This window comes from Pedobacter zeae (genome assembly GCF_014196715.1).
Taxonomy (GTDB): Bacteria; Bacteroidota; Bacteroidia; order Sphingobacteriales; family Sphingobacteriaceae; genus Pedobacter; species Pedobacter zeae.
The window spans coordinates 76,002-94,076 of sequence record NZ_JACIEF010000004.1 but is presented as its reverse complement, the minus strand read 5'-3'; the positions used below and the strand labels follow the sequence as shown (position 1 = coordinate 94,076).

The 18,075-nt window shown below is 40.8% G+C and carries 20 protein-coding genes and 1 tRNA gene; 15 read left to right on the top strand and 6 right to left on the bottom strand.

Annotation, left to right across the window (positions count from 1 at the left end):
* The first annotated feature begins 72 nt into the window (after positions 1-72).
* Genes ccoN through GGQ60_RS23200 form a run of 7 tightly spaced genes read left to right on the top strand, consistent with a single transcriptional unit; the run spans position 73 to position 6,087 of the window.
* Positions 73-2,214, top strand: a complete 2,142-nt coding sequence (gene ccoN / locus GGQ60_RS19115; protein WP_183767405.1) for a cytochrome-c oxidase, cbb3-type subunit I — start codon at positions 73-75, stop codon at positions 2,212-2,214.
* A gap of 2 nt (positions 2,215-2,216) precedes the next feature.
* Positions 2,217-2,399, top strand: coding sequence for a hypothetical protein (locus GGQ60_RS19110; RefSeq protein WP_183767403.1), 183 nt, complete (start codon positions 2,217-2,219; stop codon positions 2,397-2,399).
* Positions 2,386-3,318 (top strand): cbb3-type cytochrome c oxidase N-terminal domain-containing protein, encoded by a 933-nt coding sequence (locus GGQ60_RS19105; RefSeq protein ID WP_229685163.1) that lies wholly within the window; start codon positions 2,386-2,388, stop codon positions 3,316-3,318. The genes GGQ60_RS19110 and GGQ60_RS19105 overlap by 14 nt, the downstream gene beginning before the upstream one ends.
* On the top strand, positions 3,296-4,666 hold the full coding sequence (gene ccoG, locus GGQ60_RS19100; RefSeq protein WP_183767401.1) for a cytochrome c oxidase accessory protein CcoG: 1,371 nt from the start codon (positions 3,296-3,298) through the stop codon (positions 4,664-4,666). Before GGQ60_RS19105 ends, ccoG begins: the two co-directional genes overlap by 23 nt.
* A gap of 32 nt (positions 4,667-4,698) precedes the next feature.
* Positions 4,699-5,121 (top strand): FixH family protein, encoded by a 423-nt coding sequence (locus tag GGQ60_RS19095; protein WP_183767399.1) that lies wholly within the window; start codon positions 4,699-4,701, stop codon positions 5,119-5,121.
* The gene (locus GGQ60_RS19090; RefSeq protein WP_183767397.1) at positions 5,118-5,825 is read left to right on the top strand and encodes a sulfite exporter TauE/SafE family protein; all 708 of its coding nucleotides are present in this window, start codon (positions 5,118-5,120) and stop codon (positions 5,823-5,825) included. The genes GGQ60_RS19095 and GGQ60_RS19090 overlap by 4 nt, the downstream gene beginning before the upstream one ends.
* Before the next feature lie 55 nt (positions 5,826-5,880).
* Positions 5,881-6,087: a divalent metal cation transporter gene (locus tag GGQ60_RS23200; RefSeq protein ID WP_505805651.1), complete on the top strand. Its 207-nt coding sequence runs from the start codon at positions 5,881-5,883 to the stop codon at positions 6,085-6,087.
* A 121-nt stretch (positions 6,088-6,208) separates the two neighbouring features.
* Here the strand turns inward: GGQ60_RS23200 and GGQ60_RS19085 are convergent.
* From GGQ60_RS19085 to GGQ60_RS19075, 3 genes are all read right to left on the bottom strand, one after another.
* Positions 6,209-6,295, bottom strand: a tRNA-Ser gene (locus GGQ60_RS19085).
* Positions 6,296-6,385: 90 nt separating this feature from the next.
* A complete protein-coding gene (pyk, locus tag GGQ60_RS19080; protein ID WP_183767395.1) occupies positions 6,386-7,816 on the bottom strand; it encodes a pyruvate kinase in 1,431 nt (476 codons plus the stop codon).
* Between the two features lie 150 nt (positions 7,817-7,966).
* On the bottom strand, positions 7,967-8,386 hold the full coding sequence (locus GGQ60_RS19075; protein WP_183767393.1) for an IPExxxVDY family protein: 420 nt from the start codon (positions 8,384-8,386) through the stop codon (positions 7,967-7,969).
* Between the two features lie 158 nt (positions 8,387-8,544).
* Here GGQ60_RS19075 and GGQ60_RS19070 point away from each other — a divergent pair, with 158 nt between their 5' ends.
* The 3 genes from GGQ60_RS19070 (at position 8,545) to rnc (ending at position 10,880) form a co-directional block, all read left to right on the top strand.
* Positions 8,545-8,781 (top strand): acyl carrier protein, encoded by a 237-nt coding sequence (locus tag GGQ60_RS19070; RefSeq protein ID WP_008508386.1) that lies wholly within the window; start codon positions 8,545-8,547, stop codon positions 8,779-8,781.
* A gap of 21 nt (positions 8,782-8,802) precedes the next feature.
* Positions 8,803-10,056 (top strand): beta-ketoacyl-ACP synthase II, encoded by a 1,254-nt coding sequence (fabF, locus tag GGQ60_RS19065; RefSeq protein ID WP_183767391.1) that lies wholly within the window; start codon positions 8,803-8,805, stop codon positions 10,054-10,056.
* A gap of 95 nt (positions 10,057-10,151) precedes the next feature.
* Positions 10,152-10,880 (top strand): ribonuclease III, encoded by a 729-nt coding sequence (gene rnc, locus GGQ60_RS19060; RefSeq protein WP_183767389.1) that lies wholly within the window; start codon positions 10,152-10,154, stop codon positions 10,878-10,880.
* A gap of 161 nt (positions 10,881-11,041) precedes the next feature.
* Here the strand turns inward: rnc and GGQ60_RS19055 are convergent, their stop codons facing one another.
* Both GGQ60_RS19055 and GGQ60_RS19050 read right to left on the bottom strand, forming a co-directional pair.
* Positions 11,042-11,752 (bottom strand): hypothetical protein, encoded by a 711-nt coding sequence (locus GGQ60_RS19055; protein WP_183767387.1) that lies wholly within the window; start codon positions 11,750-11,752, stop codon positions 11,042-11,044.
* 6 nt (positions 11,753-11,758) lie between these two features.
* Positions 11,759-12,475: a hypothetical protein gene (locus tag GGQ60_RS19050; RefSeq protein WP_183767384.1), complete on the bottom strand. Its 717-nt coding sequence runs from the start codon at positions 12,473-12,475 to the stop codon at positions 11,759-11,761.
* A gap of 222 nt (positions 12,476-12,697) precedes the next feature.
* On the opposite strand from GGQ60_RS19050, the gene GGQ60_RS19045 reads away from it, so the two are divergent.
* The gene (locus tag GGQ60_RS19045; RefSeq protein ID WP_183767382.1) at positions 12,698-13,426 is read left to right on the top strand and encodes a lysophospholipid acyltransferase family protein; all 729 of its coding nucleotides are present in this window, start codon (positions 12,698-12,700) and stop codon (positions 13,424-13,426) included.
* A gap of 46 nt (positions 13,427-13,472) precedes the next feature.
* Here the strand turns inward: GGQ60_RS19045 and GGQ60_RS19040 are convergent, their stop codons facing one another.
* On the bottom strand, positions 13,473-13,685 hold the full coding sequence (locus GGQ60_RS19040; protein WP_183767380.1) for a hypothetical protein: 213 nt from the start codon (positions 13,683-13,685) through the stop codon (positions 13,473-13,475).
* Positions 13,686-13,793: 108 nt separating this feature from the next.
* Here GGQ60_RS19040 and GGQ60_RS19035 point away from each other — a divergent pair, with 108 nt between their 5' ends.
* The 4 genes from GGQ60_RS19035 to GGQ60_RS19020 all read left to right on the top strand — a co-directional run bounded on the left by GGQ60_RS19035 (position 13,794) and on the right by GGQ60_RS19020 (position 17,927).
* Entirely contained in the window at positions 13,794-14,657 is an 864-nt protein-coding gene (locus GGQ60_RS19035) for a YicC/YloC family endoribonuclease (protein WP_183768423.1), read from the top strand.
* Positions 14,658-14,735: 78 nt separating this feature from the next.
* Positions 14,736-15,302, top strand: coding sequence for a guanylate kinase (gmk, locus tag GGQ60_RS19030; RefSeq protein WP_183767378.1), 567 nt, complete (start codon positions 14,736-14,738; stop codon positions 15,300-15,302).
* A gap of 227 nt (positions 15,303-15,529) precedes the next feature.
* A complete protein-coding gene (gene nadD / locus GGQ60_RS19025) occupies positions 15,530-16,105 on the top strand; it encodes a nicotinate (nicotinamide) nucleotide adenylyltransferase (protein WP_183767376.1) in 576 nt (191 codons plus the stop codon).
* Positions 16,106-16,226: 121 nt separating this feature from the next.
* Positions 16,227-17,927 carry a glycoside hydrolase family 3 protein gene (locus GGQ60_RS19020; protein WP_183767374.1) on the top strand — a complete coding sequence of 567 codons (1,701 nt, stop codon included), beginning with the start codon at positions 16,227-16,229 and terminating at the stop codon, positions 17,925-17,927.
* Positions 17,928-18,075 lie beyond the last annotated feature (148 nt).

The following is an 18,075-nucleotide window of genomic DNA, read 5'->3' as shown; positions in this document are numbered from 1 at the left end:
AACAACCATCAGCCGGCAATCAATGGCCTGTAGATACTTTTGAGCTATTAAAAACAACAATTCTATTTATTTATGCAGTTGGAAAAATTTACTTACGACAATAAGATTGTGCGCAATTTTGGCATTGCAACGCTTATCTGGGGCATCATTGGGATGACCGTTGGGCTGCTTGTTGCCATGCAGTTGTTCAAACCGGCCATGAACCTGGGCAACCAGTACACCACTTTCGGCAGGATCAGACCTTTGCACACCAATGCGGTCATTTTTGCCTTTGTAGGCAATGCCATATTTATGGGCGTTTATTACTCTCTCCAGCGCCTGCTCAAGGCCAGGATGTTCAGTGATGTTTTGAGCAAGATTCACTTTTGGGGCTGGCAACTGATTATCGTTTCAGCAGTAGCAACCTTACCACTGGGCTTTACCACATCACATGAATATGCAGAACTGGAATGGCCGATAGATATTGCCATTACATTGATCTGGGTGGTGTTCGGCATCAATATGTTCGGAACAATTATTAAACGCAGGGAAAGGCATTTATATGTTGCCATTTGGTTTTATATTGCCACTTTCGTAACCATTGCCGTACTGCATATTGTAAACTCTTTTGAGCTTCCGGTCTCATTTCTAAAAAGTTATTACCTGTATGCCGGAGTTCAGGATGCGCTTGTACAATGGTGGTATGGCCACAATGCGGTGGCATTTTTCCTCACTACACCATATCTGGGAATGATGTATTATTTTCTGCCCAAAATGGCTGGCAGGCCGGTGTACTCTTATAAGCTGAGCATCCTTCACTTTTGGTCGTTAATTTTTATCTATATCTGGGCCGGGCCGCACCACTTGTTGTATACTTCCTTACCCGGATGGGCCCAGTCTTTGGGGGTGGCCTTTTCAATCATGTTAATCGCGCCGAGCTGGGGCGGCATGATCAATGGCCTTCTCACCCTGCGAGGTGCCTGGGATAAGGTACGTGAAGATGTGACCCTCAAATTTATGGTCGTTGCACTGACAGCCTACGGAATGGCCACTTTTGAAGGCCCGATGTTATCACTAAAACAGATCAACGGCGTGGCACATTTTACTGATTGGATTGTTGCACACGTACATGTTGGCGCCTTGGGATGGAACGGTTTCTTAACCTTTGGAATTTTATATTGGTTAATCCCCAGAATTTATAAAACCGAGCTTTATTCTAAAAAGATGGCCTCGTTCCATTTCTGGATTGGTACACTTGGTATCCTTTTTTACGCAGTTCCAATGTATTGGGCAGGATTTACGCAAGGGCTAATGTGGAAAGAATTCACCCCGGAAGGACTGCTGAAATACCCGAACTTTTTGTCTACCACCCTGCAGATTATCCCCATGCATGTACTTCGTGCCATTGGCGGAACCTTTTACCTGGCAGGGGTAATCGTGATGACGGTTAATTTGGCCAAAACCATGATGCGTGCCAGGCTGGTGGCCAATGAATCTGCAGAAGCAATGCCCCTGCAAGAAATTGTTGTTGAGGATGCTGCTGATAAAAAATGGCACCGGAGGTTGGAGCGCAAGCCAGTCAAGTTCATGGTTTTTGCACTCATCATCATTTTGATTGGCGGGATGGTGGAAATGATGCCAACCTTTACTATCCAGTCAAATGTGCCAACCATCAAAAGCGTAAAACCATACTCGGCACTAGAGCTTCAGGGAAGAGACTTATATATCCGTGAAGGCTGTGTAAACTGCCACTCCCAAACGGTAAGGCCCTTCCGTTCGGAGACGGAGCGGTATGGGGAATACAGTAAGGCCGGAGAGTTTGTATACGATCATCCTTTTTTGTGGGGCAGCAAGCGTACCGGACCAGATCTGCACCGCGTAGGCGGAAAGTACAGTAATGCGTGGCACTTCAACCATTTGTTAGATCCAACTTCCATGTCGCCAGGTAGTATTATGCCATCCTATAAATGGCTCATCAGCCAAAAATTAGATACCTCAACAACGGCCGGCAAGATCAGGGCAATGCAGCGTTTGGGGGTACCATATGAGGCCGGATATGATCGGAAGGCCAATGCAGATCTGATACAACAGGCCGATTCCATTGCGAAAAATCTGGCCAAAGACAATATCAAAGTGACCAGCAATAAGGAAATCATTGCCATTATCGCCTACCTGCAGCGTCTGGGTACCGATATAAAAGCCAATAAATCAACAATTCCTCCAAATCAAAACTAATCATGTTTAAACAGATCAAAGACCTTGCGGGAGGCGAAATTTACCTCATTACTTCCCTGCTGATATTTATGGTATTTTTTATCCTCGTTGGGGTATACCTGCTGAAGCTTAACAAAGGTCATATCGCACTGATGAGCAATATGCCAATCGAAGACCAAGAAACCCAAAGCCATGAAGAAATTTAGCCTATTCCTTTTCTCGCCAATACTTAGTTTTAAAGTCCTGGCCGCTCCGGCAGAAGCTGTTCCAACTGACTCAGCAACACCAACTATTGGCTTAAGTACCTCCGAACTACTGGTGCTGGCGGCATTTCTGCTGGCCCTTGTGGCACTATTTGCCACGGTTGTAATGCTAAAGGCCCTGAAAGTGATCGTTAACGAACGCCTCCATCCAAAGCCTTTTATAAAATATGAAGCTCCAAAACCCCTTGATTATGAAACCTGGCAGCAGCAAAAAAAGCAAAAGCCAAATATTTGGAGCAAATTATTGAGCCTGAAACCGATTGAAGAAGAGGAGGCCCTGGTTATTCCACATGCTTATGACGGAATCCATGAGCTGAATAACCCGGTGCCCAGGTGGTTCAATGTATTGTTTTACGGAACAATGATCTTTGCTGCATGTTATCTCTATTATTATCACATCAGTGACGGACCAGGACAGGACGAAGAATATGTTGCCGAAATGGATAAGGCAGCAGCAAATAAAAAGGCCTTTCTTGCTACTGCTGCGGAAAAATTTGACGAGAATTCGATTAAGCCTGACCCTTCACTGATCGCAAAGGGAAAAACCATATTTATGGCCAACTGCATTGCCTGCCATGGGGAACATGGCCAAGGCATTGTCGGGCCAAGCCTCACCGACGAATTCTGGCTTCATGGCGGAAGCATCAACGATGTCTTTAAAACGGTAAAATATGGAGTACCGGCCAAGGGAATGGCGAGTTGGGAGAAAACCCTGAGTGCCAAAAATATTGCCGAGGTGGTCAATTTCATCATGTCGTTACAGGGAACCAGGCCAGCCAATGCAAAGGCACCACAAGGAGAAAAGTACGAGCCTAAAAGTGCGAAAGATACCGTGACCCATGAAAGCATCACAAAAAAATAAAAAGCTAAAAATTTTTGGCAGGGCATTTATCTACCCCAAAAAACCTGCGGGGAGACTTTATTCCTACCGAAAATGGCTCAGCTATGTACTGTTGATAGGCCTGTTTTCATTTCCATTTATTAAACTCGGAGGTGAGCAACTACTATTGCTCAATTTTCTGGAAAGGAAGTTTGTCTTCTTTGGACTGATCTTTACCCCCCAGGATTTTTATCTCTTTGCACTGGCGATGCTGATCTTTATCATCTTCGTGATATGTTTTACCGTCATATTTGGAAGACTTTGGTGTGGCTGGGCCTGCCCGCAGACAATTTTTATGGAGATGGTGTTTCGAAGAATAGAGTTTTGGATCGAAGGAGATGCAAACCATCAGAAAAAACTGGATCAACAGCCATGGAACAAAGAGAAAATATTCAAAAAAGGCATCAAGCACTTTCTTTTTCTGTTGATATCCTTTGGCATCGCCAATACATTTTTAGCCTATTTGATTGGGTCGGATGTACTTTACCATATCATAACCGAACCGGTTGATCAACACATTAGCGGATTTTTATCCATATGGCTTTTTACCCTGATCTTCTACACCGTGTTTGCTTATATAAGGGAAGTCGTCTGCACAGTTATCTGTCCTTATGGCCGCCTGCAGGGCGTACTATTGGATAACCAGAGCCTGATTGTTGCCTATAACCAACCAAGGGGCGAGCCCAGGGCATTCCTGCAGAAAAGCAACGTATCCCCTGCAAAAGGCGATTGTATAGACTGTGGTTTATGCGTACAGGTATGCCCTACTGGCATTGATATCAGAAATGGGACACAGCTTGAATGTGTAAACTGTACAGCATGTATTGACGGCTGTAACGAAGTGATGGTAAAAATTAAACGCCCTGCAAACCTAATCGGCTTTTATACCCAGGATTTTATAAAGCAAAAGAAACCTTTTAAACTGGGCTTAAAAGCCTATGGTTATACAGCGGTACTGTTGATCGTGATGCTTGTCTTTTCCAGCCTGATCTATAAAAGGCAGAATGTAGAAACAACCGTATTAAGGGCCAGTGGAACCCTGTACCAATTGGGTAACGACGGGACAGTAAGCAACCTTTATAATGCAGAGCTGATCAATAAGACCAATCAGCCAATCAGGTTCACGTTTCATTCCCAAAATAAAGGAGATGTGATCAATTTTATCCAAAAACCGGAAGTTTTGGCAAAGGAAGGCACAACGCATCTTACCTTTTTCCTTATCCGAAAAAAGAATAAACTCAAAGATTTCAAATCAGATGTCGTGTTTGAGGTGAGCGCTAACGGAAAGGTCATCAGCACCGCATCCTCTTCTTTTTTTTCTCAACCTTGAACAATTAAAGACAGTAACAATAAAATAGTTTTATGAATTGGGGAGCAAAAATAGTTACAGGCATGACCGCATTCATGCTGTTTATTATTACAATGGTCATATACATGTTTAGCACACATGGTAATGATGCACTTGTTGATGAAGATTACTATCAAAAAGGGATCAACTATGACCAGCAGTACAAGGCCAAGCAAAATGTTGAAAAAGAAAATGCACAACCGGTAATCAGTATCAGCAAATCAATGCTGATCATCGAACTGAAAGATAGTGCTACATACGAGTTGAAACTTCAGCGCCCTTCAACAGCAAAAGATGATTTCCATATCAGGGCAAAAACATTTGGTAAGCCCATCCGGCTGAATTCAACAAAAATGCAAAGGGGTTTGTGGCTTCTGGAACTCAGGTGGACCAGTAATAACAAGGAGTATTTGTACAACCAAACAATTTCATTGTGATTACCCTACCACTGGCTTTTTTGATGGGCCTGCTCAGTAGCCTGCACTGTGCAGTCATGTGCGGACCGCTGATGCTGGGCCTGCAGGCACCCAATAAAAACTATTTGAAGTCTGCGGCTCAACTATTGCTTTACCAATCAGGCAGGATATTGGTGTATACCTTCCTCGGGGGCCTGGTTGGAGCGATCGGAAGCGGCATAACCTTATTTACGAGTCAGGAAACGTTAAGCTTTATTGTTGGTATGATGTTAATGGGTTTTACGCTGATACATTTTTCCGGGCGATTCCTACCCTATTTTGATGGGTTTCAAAAAAAGTTAATATACCCCATCAGTAAATTAATGGGGCGGATACACGGCAAGCCCTTATGGGGCTTCTTTGCGGGTATGCTGAACGGTCTCATTCCCTGTGGAATGGTATACCTCGCTATGGCTACTGCGCTCCATTCAAACTCCATAAACGGAGCGGCAAGCTTTATGTTCTTGTTTGGCCTGGGTACTGCTCCTTTAATGATGCTTATATCATTGGGAGGAATCTACCTGGGTAAATATATTCACTTCAGGCCAAATAAACTGGTTCCGTGGCTGGTGTTCTTTCTCGGAGCAATGTTCATCTTGCGTGCTGCCGGGCTTGGAATCCCGTTTTTATCGCCAGACCACCACCTAGGTACCAAAGGCCATGTGACGGAATGTAGACCTCAATAAATCTTGTAAATATTACAGCAGGTAAAAATCATTTTGGAATTCGTTTGGTCCTGGTATCGTAACCGGTGACGATGACCCTTCGGGAATTGCAACTTACTCACCGGCCGGAGCGCAGTTCGGTATGTTTACACTCTGCACTGCCCTGTTCACCTTTCCGCTTAAGGTGGCCATCCAGGAGGTGTGCGCCAGGATTTTTTACCTGTCAGAGCGCATATTGATGAATCAAACCAGTATAAAACGGCAAATTTTAAGCGATTTTTGATTTAGGTTTTCCGGAGCAGTAGCAGCTGATTTTTATCTAAATAATAGACTCAAAATCAACAAGTTAAACATATACATTAATTAAAAAGCGAACCTGCAACGCAGGTTCGCTTTTCTTTTCGCGGAGAGGGCGGGATTCGAACCCGCGATACCGTTGCCAGTATACAAACTTTCCAGGCTTGCTCTTTCGACCACTCAGACACCTCTCCGTGTTGGGATTGCAAAAATATATTTTTTATTGATAAAAAAAATGCCCCCGGGTTAAAATCGGGAGCATTTATATACTATAATATTAGAAATTAATCTATAACTGTAATTTTTAACATATTGGTTTTTCCTTTTGCTTCCATTGGAATAGCAGCAGTATTGATCACGATATCGCCTTGTTTAACCAATTTTTTGCTTTTTAGGAATTCGTTCACCTCAATAATGGTATTATCGGTACTTTCCCACTTATCATAGTAAAAGCCCCTAACACCCCAAAGCAAACTTACCGCATTTAATAATGCTTTGTTACTGGTAAAAATAAAGGTTAAGGCTTCCGGGCGGTGACTCGAAATTTCGAAAGCAGTATAACCACTTAATGTCATTGATACAATACCTACGGCATTGGTCTGTTTTGCAAGGAAACAAGCCGAATCGCAAATGGCATCGCTCAGGAAAGATGGCGATTTTGGTTTTAAGAATTTATCAGGATTGAATGGATAGTTATTCTGTTCGATATTTTGGATGATTTTCTGCATGGTTTCGATAACGATCAATGGGAACTCCCCTACAGAAGTTTCGCCACTCAACATCACGGCATCAGCACCATCAAGCACTGAATTCGCCACATCGTTCACCTCTGCACGGGTTGGCCTTGGGGTGGTGATCATGCTTTCTAACATCTGTGTAGCTACGATAACCGGTTTAGATGCTGCCCTGCATTTGGCAACAATCATTTTTTGTAACAATGGCACTTCTTCCATCGGGCATTCCACGCCCAAATCGCCACGGGCCACCATGATACCATCGGTTGCAGCAATAATTTCGTCGATATTGGCAATCGCCTCTGGTTTTTCTATTTTGGCGATAACACGTGCTGTTTTTCCACGCTCGGCAATAATATTTTTCAGTTCAACAATATCTTCTGCTCTGCGCACGAAAGATAATCCGATCCATTCTACATCATTATCTAAAACAAAATCAAGGTTTTCGCGGTCTTCAGGTGTTAAAGAAGGAATAGAAACTTTAGTATTTGGAAGGTTAACCCCTTTTCTTGAAGTTAAGATACCACCGTGAACCACCTCGCAAACCACTTCATCCTTTAAATTGGTAGATAAAACTTTCATCTGAAGTTTTCCATCATCCAAAAGGATAATTTCTCCTGCCTGAACATCCTGAGGGAAATTTTGGTAGGTAATATAAATGCGTTCTTCGTTACCGATGCATTCGTTGGTGGTAATGATGGTGGTGTTGCCGTTGATCAGGTTGATACCACCTTCTTTTACTAAACCGATACGGATTTTAGGTCCTTGTAAATCGGCAAGGATACCTACATTATATTCGTATTTCTGGTTTAAATCGCGGATGGTATCTAAAACCGCCTGGTGATCTGCTTGTGATCCGTGCGAGAAGTTTAGACGGCAAACATCTAAACCTGCGTTAAACATACTGTATAATACATCTGGTTTTGCTGATGCTGGCCCAAGCGTGGCTACAATTTTGGTTCTCGAATGAAAAGGTTTCATTTAATTAATTGATTTTTAGCTATGCAGTTTCAGAACATTGAATGATGATCTAAATTAATCAAACTGCATTAAAATTTATATATTTTGTTCTTTTGTTCTTGGTTTGTAACTGTCAAATATAGTGTATTTAATACACCAAGTATATAATTTTTATATTACCAAATTCTCCCTGCTCTTCAGTTTGGTGGGATCTATTTTTGCAGCAACCTGAATATCAGGCAGTTTGTTAAGCCCGTTTATCAGATAATCCAAATCCTCTTTATCAATAAATTCTTTAATGATAATAAAAAAATCTACCTTATTCATCTCGGGGATCAGGAAACCATCACTGCTTTTATTGCATATCAGGTAATATTCTACTTCGCCCTGCTCTACAAAAAAGTAATATTTGGAGAAACACCAGGCAGGTTCATCTACATTAAAAAATATTTCGTGGTCATCTATTTTTTCAAACTGTGTATTTAGCCGGGTATTAATTTTGTGGCAAAGTACATAGTCTTTAAGGGGAGCTGTAATCGCAATTAGTATAAAATCAAGGTCTAAGGTAAGTTTTAGGTAAGTCTTATTCAAAGCGAAATAAATTATTTACAGAACGAAATTAAAAAACTAATTCTATATTCGCTGTGTTATTGAGATGGCAAAATTACGCATCGAAATAAAAACATTTGAAAATTGTAAGAATTTATTTTTCTTTGCACAGAATTATTTAACCATTAAATTATAAAATTATGTCTGATATTGCTTCAAGAGTTAAGGCTATTATCGTAGAAAAACTAGGTGTTGACGAAAGTGAAGTTACGCCAGAGGCTTCATTCACCAACGATTTAGGTGCAGATTCTTTAGATACCGTAGAGTTGATTATGGAATTTGAAAAAGAATTCAATGTAGCTATTCCTGATGATCAGGCTGAAACCATCGGTACTGTTGGTCAAGCGATTGCTTATTTGGAAAAAAACGTTAAATAGAATTACGCTTTTTCAGTATAAATGGAATTAAAAAGAGTAGTAGTAACTGGGTTGGGTGCGCTCACTCCCATAGGCAATAATGTTCCTGATTTTTGGGAAGGGTTGACTAAAGGGGTGAGTGGCGCTGCTCCTATTAAGGGTTTTAACACTGAAAAATTTAAAACTAAATTCGCTTGCGAGGTAAAAAACTTTAATCCTGAAGACTTTCTGGATAAAAAAGAAGCCCGTAAATTAGATCCGTTTGTACAATATGCCCTTGTATCAACAGAAGAAGCGGTGAAAGACGGTGGTTTTGATTTTGAAAAATTAGATACCAACCGGATCGGCGTAATCTGGGGTGCAGGCATTGGTGGATTGAAAACTTTTTTGGATGAAATTTCGAATTTCGCCAAGGGAGACGGTACGCCGAGATACAATCCATTTTTTATTCCTAAAATGATCGTAGATATTGCTCCAGGGCATATCTCTATCAAATACGGCCTGCGTGGGCCAAATTTTGCAACTGTTTCTGCATGTGCTTCTTCAACAAACGCCATGATCGATGCCTTTAACTATATCCGATTGGGTATGGCCGATGTAATCATCAGCGGGGGTTCTGAAGCCATCATCAACGAGGCAGGCATGGGTGGTTTTAATGCCATGCACGCATTATCTACACGTAACGATGATCCGGCAACCGCATCACGTCCTTTTGATAAAGACCGCGATGGATTTGTAGCCGGTGAAGGTGCAGGAACCATTATTTTAGAAGAACTTGAGCATGCAAAGGCAAGGGGTGCAAAAATTTATGCAGAACTTGTTGGCGGCGGAATGAGTGCTGATGCCAATCACATCACCGCACCACATCCTGAGGGTTTAGGTGCCAGAATGGTAATGACCAATGCATTAAAAGACGCCGGTTTAACAACTGCCGATATAGATTATATCAATGTACACGGTACTTCTACGCCACTGGGCGATATTAGTGAAACCAAAGCCATTGGTACATTGTTTGGCGAAGATGCTTACCGGTTAAACATCAGTTCGACCAAATCGATGACCGGTCACCTTTTAGGTGCAGCTGGAGCTATTGAAGCTATTGCAGCCATTCTTTCTGTTAAAAATGATATTGTTCCTCCAACAATCAATCACTTTACAGACGATCCTGCATTTGACCCTAAATTGAATTTTACGTTCAACAAAGCGCAAAAACGTACCGTAAGGGCCGCTTTAAGTAATACATTCGGTTTCGGTGGCCATAACGCTTCTGTAATTTTCAAGAAATACGAAGATTAATTTAAAACAGCGCTGCGATATAATTTTGTATGCTGATTAAAAATAGATAACTTAGTTAAATATGCTAATTAGCCGTTAATTGTGTTGTTTATTTAATGCCGATATTAAAATTATATAAACTTTATTTCTCTCCTGAAAAGGAGTTTGTTAAAAAGCTGAAAAATATTTTAGGCTTTGTTCCAGGCAATGTTACGCTTTATAAAATGGCGTTCAGACACCGCTCTGCAGCAAAAATCCTAAAAAATGGAAGCAGGAGCAGCAACGAACGCTTAGAATTTTTAGGCGATGCCGTTTTGGGTTCAGTAATAGCAGAGCTGCTTTTTAAACACTACCCGTACAAAGAGGAAGGTTTTTTAACCGAAATGCGTTCAAAAATCGTAAACCGGGCTAATTTAAACCAATTGGCAAAAAAGATCGGTTTCGATAAACTTATCCAGTTTGATCAGCGCTCAGTAAGTATCCAAACCAAACACAATTCGATGCTGGGCGACGCTTTTGAGGCAATTGTGGGCGCTATTTACATGGATAAGGGCTACAATTTTACCAAGGAGTTTTTATTACGCAGGATCGTAAAACCACATATTGATATCCATACCCTCGAACTTACTGAAACCAATTTCAAAAGTAAACTCATCGAGTGGTGCCAGCGCCACGGCAAGGATGTAATGTTCGAACTGGTACAGAATAGCGATGGTGAAAGTGCAAAATTGTTTACCATCAGTGCCATTGTAGAGGGTGAACAATATGGTACAGGAAGAGATTACAACAAGAAAAATGCTGAAAAACTAGCTGCGGAGAAAGCTTGTGAGGCCTTGAGTATCTAAAGGTTAGTTCATTGGTAACGGTAAACCGCTTACTGTAAACTGTATTTTATTTAACCGGTTAATCGTTTAAGCTGGTTAACTGAAATCCAAACTCCGGATCGATCATGAACAACTGTAACTAACACCCAACTGACTCCAGACTAAGGACTCCGCACTAAATTCTACTTACCTTTCCCGAGCGTATCTGTAAATTTTTTCGAAGATTCTTTGATATATTTAATATAATCGTAACTGTTCCAATATTGGGCCTTATCAAATTCAGGGCGACAGTTCAGCATATACTTCTCCAGGGTATCGCCCCTTAGTTCAGTATTATTTTTAATGATCGTTTGGTTAAAATAAACATCAATCTGCGATTGTTTGATTTCATTATCGGCATAGCGGCTAAATCTTCTGGCATTTTTTGGATCGCTACCGATTAAATTATATAGTGCATTTAATGGACTAAATATAGCAGATAGAAATGTTGTTTTACCACCATTGTACACACCCTTCTTTTTAAACTCCCGCTTAATTTCGTCCAGGTCTTGCTTTTTGGTATTCCCTACGATGGTTACATCGGCCAATGTAGTACTTCCCCTAACCAGGTAAATGACCAGGTCTTTTTCACTGTTCACCACCACATGCTGATCAATCAGGTCTCTTTTGGTCACCAGAAGTGTATCACCAATCCTGGCTTTTAACTGGAACATTCCGATATCATTACTGCCAACACCTATTCCCGTACGCAAATTGGTGATTTCTGATAATGCGATCCGGATATTGGAGCCTTTCTCGATGACCACACCTTTCACAATAAAATCCTGTGCTTTTGCGAAAAAGCCAATGGTTGTAAAAACGAAGAGTATCAGGGCAAATTTAAAGTTTCTCATAGGGTGTTAATTTGTTTGCTTCAAAGTATCGGTATATTTTTTAGCCGATTCTTTGATGTATTTAACAGCATCGTAATGGTTCCAATTCATTGTCATGCTGCGTGTAGGGTAATAGTCCAGCAGAAATTTATCAATATCTTTCCCTGTCAATATAGTATGGTTCAAGACTAAACTTTTATTAAAAAACTTGTCCACCTCGATCAAACTTAACTCTTTTGTATAATAACGGTTAAAATTACGTGCTCTTGCGGGTGTTTTTCCAAAAAGCTCGTAAAAAAATGTTATGGGGCTGCCACCAAATGGATTTAATAGCATTAATGGTGGTTTACCCGCATAAAAAGAGCCATTATGCTTCAAATCGCGCTTAATATCTTCCATTTCCTGCTTCTTGGTTTGCCCTTTAACGGTAACCTCCTCTAACATTGTACTCCCCCTAACCAAATAAACAACCAAGTCATCATCTGTTTTAACCACTAATTTTTGTTCATTCAGGTTTCTTTTTTGAATTAATAGCGTATCACCAATCCGGCTACTTAACTGAAACATTCCGATATCGTTACTGGTTGTACCCATTTTACTACGGAGATTGGTAATACCAGCCAAGGCAATCCTGACATTTGAACCTCTTTCGATCACTATACCTCTCAATACAAAATCCTGGGCGCGTACCTTTAAGCCTTGTATTAAAATGATCAGTAGAAGAATAATTTTCAAATGCTTCATTATTTTAAAATGGCAAGGTAAATTATCTGACAGCGCACAGACCAGGTTTATACTTTAACAGCAGATTGGTTTTGTTGTTTGTCTGCCCTCTTTATTGTTACACCTTAAGCAGAAAACCATTTAGCCCCTGTAAGCTGGATTAAAATAATTTCTTATCTGCCAATATTTTTGTAAAATTAACATTTGTTATCCTTGAAAACTGTTAAATAAACGTTAATAATCATGAGAAAACTAATAGGTAGATTGTATTTATTTTATTCAGCTAGTGTATTTTTCCTGCTCATGCTTATCGTTTGCCCCTTTATTATCATTAGTATGGGCATTTTCAAAGAGAAAACCGGAAGAAAAATTTCATTCTATTTTTTAAAATGCTGGGCATGGGGTTTTAGCCTGTTCACCTTTTTATGGTTTTCAGCTAATGGAGCAAAAATTGATACTTCCCGGTCTTATATCTATGTTGGCAATCACAGTTCCTTTTTAGATGCCGTTGCCATTGTAATCTGTATTCCACGGGCTTTTAGTCCGTTAGGAAAAATAGAAATGCTCAAAATCCCCGTATTCGGATGGATTTATAAACGTTTGGTGGTGATGATTGACAGGAGCAGCAGGGAAAGCCGCGACCATTCTGTAGCCGAACTTCGGAAAGACCTGGCCGAGGGCCAGTCAATTTTGATTTTTCCAGAAGGCACCATGAACAGATCCGAATTACCTTTGAATCCATTTTATGATGGGGCATTCCGTTTAGCCATAGAAACGCAGACACCGGTTTTACCTTTTGCCATATTGAACAGCAGGGCACATTTACCCCGTACAGATCCGCTTTTGCTAAACCCCGGACTAATCAGAACCCTTTTTGGCGAAGCCATAGAAGTGAAAGGTTTGAGGGCAGAAGACCTGGAAGAATTAAAACAAAAAACGTTTAATGCGATCTTGAACTTAATGGAAAAGTAGCCTACTAATATTTCAGAAAAGGAGGGCTCCGGCACTTTTGGCCAGATCAGTCCTGCTGTCCGTTTTTATCCAGATGAAAAATCGGGGATGCCACTCCCATCAGGTTTAGAAACGATGGTTTGGTACTTGCAGGGAACAGGCTTGTCCAATGACGACTGGCTTTGAAAATTAAACCCGGTTGCAGCAGGCACGGAGTGTAACGAAGTAAAGCGTAAAGCGGGGCTGCTTCTGCGATGAAAAACTGAACGTTGGTTTTCAAAATATCGCGATGTTATATTTTATTTGCAACTACCCACAATTCTGAGGCACTGACCATTATTATTTCTCCTTTCGGCTTAAAACCCTATCTTTGCGCATGATAAAATCCATGACAGGATACGGCTTAGCAACAGCCGATTATGCAAACGCAAAGTATAGTGTCGAAATCAAATCGCTCAACAGTAAATTTCTGGAGCTGAATTTAAAATACCCTAAAGCTTTTTCTGATAAAGAACTGATCCTGCGCAATATCTGCAGCAAAGACATCGAGCGCGGAAAGGTAAGTTTAAGCATCAATGTAGAACGCACCAATGGTGAGGTTACAGGTGCTACCATCAATACGGCATTATTAAGCCACTATTACAAACAACTTATTGCTGTTAACGAAGAGTTAGGTGCAGGGAGCAGCAACTTATTACAAACGGCATTAACTTTTCCCGATGTAATCAGCTATAAGGAAGAAAGCATAAGCGAGGATGAATGGAACCAGCTGTACCAGATTTTTACCTCAGCCCTGGCCAATTTCAATAAATTCAGGGAAGATGAAGGGGCTGTATTAAAGGCCGATCTGGAATTGAGGATTAAAAATATTCTTTCTTACTTTAAATCTGTTGAAGAACTGGAACCAAAAAGGATTTCAGCTATCCGCGATAAATTCAGTCAGTTTTTGGATGATGCCGTTGGCAAGGTAAATATCGATCAGAACCGTTTTGAGCAGGAATTGATCTATTACATAGATAAAATCGACATCACAGAGGAAAAAACTCGTTTAAAAAGCCATTGCGATTATTTCTTGCAAACGTTAACCAGCAAAGAAGCAAACGGCAAAAAATTAGGCTTTATTTCGCAGGAAATCGGCCGTGAAATCAATACCATGGGCGCTAAGGCAAACGATGCCCAGATGCAACAGTTTGTTGTTGGTATGAAAGAGGAATTAGAAAAAATAAAAGAACAATTACTGAATGTGTTGTAATGTTTGAATGTTGTTAAGTTGCAATATTACATTCAACCTTCCAACCTTTAACCTTCAACCTTCCAACAATATTAAAGCATGCAAGGCAAATTAATTATATTTTCGGCGCCATCAGGAGCAGGTAAAACAACGATAGTACATCATTTATTAAAAAAGTTTCCTGAACTGAGCTTTTCTATTTCTGCTACAACACGCGAGTTACGTGGAGATGAAACACACGAAAACGACTACTATTTTATTAGCAAAGAAGAGTTTTTACACCGGGTTGCCCGCCAGGAATTTGTAGAGTTTGAAGAGGTTTATAACGGAACCTTTTACGGTACCTTGCGTTCAGAAATCGACCGCATCTGGAATGAAGGCAAACATGTAATTTTCGATATCGATGTAGAAGGTGGTTTACGTTTAAAAAGAAAATACGAAGAAGATGCACTGGCCATTTTTGTTCAGCCGCCATCGCTTGAAGTATTGAAAGAACGTTTAAGCGGCCGCGGAACAGATAGCCCTGAAAAATTGCAGGAACGGTTTATCAAAGCCGAAAAAGAACTGCTTTATGCCGATAAATTCGATGTAGTCTTAAAAAATTTCGATCTTAATACCGCCTGTGCGGAAGCCGAGCAGTTGGTGGGGGATTTCTTGAAGAAATAATTCCCTTAATAGTATAGAAATTTGACTATTTTAACAAAGGATTAAAATTTAGCTTTTATAAAAAAAATACTTTGGTAAACTAATCACATGTAAATAATCCTGTCATTGCGAACCGTAGCGTTGGAAAAAGCGCAAGAGTGAAGCAATCTTTTTTCGCAAAACATATTTGCTTCGGCTCTTTCCATCCAGTCTCGCAATGACGATTACAAATACTGAAACCCGCAAACATGAAAACTGGACTCTTCTTCGGTTCTTATAATCCCATCCATACCGGTCATTTAATTATTGCCAATTACATGGCTAATCATACCGAACTCGATGAGGTTTGGTTGGTGGTTTCGCCGCATAACCCATTAAAAGATAAAAACGGTTTAACCAATATGTACGATCGTTTAGAAATGGCCAAACTGGCAACCGAAAATGCCGAACGCATCCGTGTGAGCGACATTGAATTTGCGCTGCCACAACCTTCATACACGATTGATACCTTAACTTATCTCCACGAGAAATATCCTGAGAAGCAATTTGTATTGATTATGGGTGCCGACAACCTGGTTTCCTTCAAAAAGTGGAAAAACTACGAAGTATTGTTAAAAAATTACCAGATTTACGTATACCCCCGCCCCGGGGCTGATGTAACAGAATGGCAAAACCATCCGGCCATTACTTTTACCCAAACCCCTCTGATGGAGATTTCTTCAACCTTTATCCGCAAGGCAATTAAAGCACAAAAGAATGTACAGTTTTTCCTGCCCGATAAGGTAATTGATTTTATTGAAGGCAAAGGGATGTATAAATCCTAATCTAATTGCTTGCTCAATCGGCACTTTAATTAAAATACTGTATTAAATCGATTACTTGGACGAGTTTTTGTTTAATACGGCTTTGGTTTATTAATTTAGCTGACCTGATACAACAAAACAAGTGAAAAAAAATCTTTTTATACTCATTGCCCTTTGTGGAACTGCATTTTCTGGCAGCGCACAACAAAAAACCTATTTAGAAATGTTAGCCAATCAGCCCAAATGGGTCGATTCAGTTTTTAATAAACTTAACCGCAGGGAGCGCATTGCACAAATGTTCTTTGTACGCGCACACACCAATCTGGGCCAAAAATATACCGATTCGGTTGGCCAGGTTATTAAACGCGAACAGTTGGGTGGGGTAATCTTTTTCCAGGGTGGTCCGGGCCGGCAGGCCATTGCTACCAATGCCTATCAGAAATTAAGCCGGGTGCCTTTAATTGTAGCCAACGATGGCGAATGGGGTTTGGGTATGCGCTTAGACAGTACCATTTCTTATCCTTACCAAATGACCCTGGGTGCTATCCAAAACAAAGACCTTATATACAAAATGGGGTTAGAGGTAGCCAAAGATTATAAACGCATGGGCATGCAAATGAATTTAGCTCCTGATGCCGATATCAATAACAACCCTAAAAACCCGGTGATCAATTACCGTTCTTTTGGCGAAAATAAATATAATGTGGCCACCAAAGTTGCAGCTTACATGAAAGGTATGCAAGATGGTGGTTTATTAACCACCTTAAAGCACTTCCCGGGGCACGGTGACACTGATGTAGATTCGCACTACGATTTACCGCAGCTTACCTTTTCGGCTAACCGGCTAGATACTTTAGAAATGTACCCTTTTAGAGAGCTGATTAAACAGGGAGCATCTGGCGTAATGATTGCCCACATGAATATTCCTTCGCTTGATAATACACCAAACTTACCTTCTACCCTTTCCAAACCCATTGTTACCGGCATTTTAAAGCAAAAACTTGGGTTTAAAGGCCTGATCATTTCTGATGCGATGGACATGAAAGGTGTGGTTAAATATTTTAAAAACGGCGAGGCAGATTTAATGGGTATTATTGCCGGTAACGATATCCTGGAGCTTTCTGAAAACAGCGACAGGGCCATTAAACTGGTGCGCAAAGCTGTCAGGCAAGATCGCATAAGTATGAAAGACATTGATGCCAGCGTACGCAAGATATTAACCGCCAAGTATTGGGCAGGTTTAACTAAAAGGGATACGGTGGTAACACAGGGCATTGTTGCCGCAGTTAACCGCAATGCCAGCAATGCACTGGTGCAGGAACTCGCTAATGCTTCGGTTACTTTGTTAAAGGGCAAAGATTACATCAAGCGGTTAATACCAATCAGACGAACCGCTATCATCAGTATCGGTGTTCCTTCGGTTACCACATTCCAGAAAGAAATTGCCAAAGGTTATTATAACTCGGTTTATTATGTTTTAGATAAAGATGCCAATCCAACACAAATCTCGAACATTGCCCGCGAAATCGGTGCTTTTGACCAGGTTATTGTGGGCATACATGATAGCAGATCAAGGCCTGCAAACAATATTCCACTAAATACCGGTGTAAAAAACTTTATTAAAGAACTATCTACAAAAAATGCTGTTTTTGCTTTGTTTGCAAATCCATATAACCTGGCAGGCCTTTCAGGATTAGAAAACAGTAAAGGCTTGGTTGTGGCTTATCAGAAAGAGGATTTCATGCAGATTTCTGCCGCAGCAGTGATCAATAACAGGTTGGTACCAACTGGAAAGCTACCGGTAAGCGTGGCTCCGTTTTATAAATTCGGTGAAGGGCTTTAATACTTAACCACTAAGGCGCAGATTGCACAAGGATTGAATTTTAAATGATAGCGATCAATTGCTTTGGGCCCTTTGCTTTAAACTTTAGTCTTTCAGCTTTTTCTAAAACAATTTCAGGCTGAAAACGATTAGTCTATTATAAAACCTC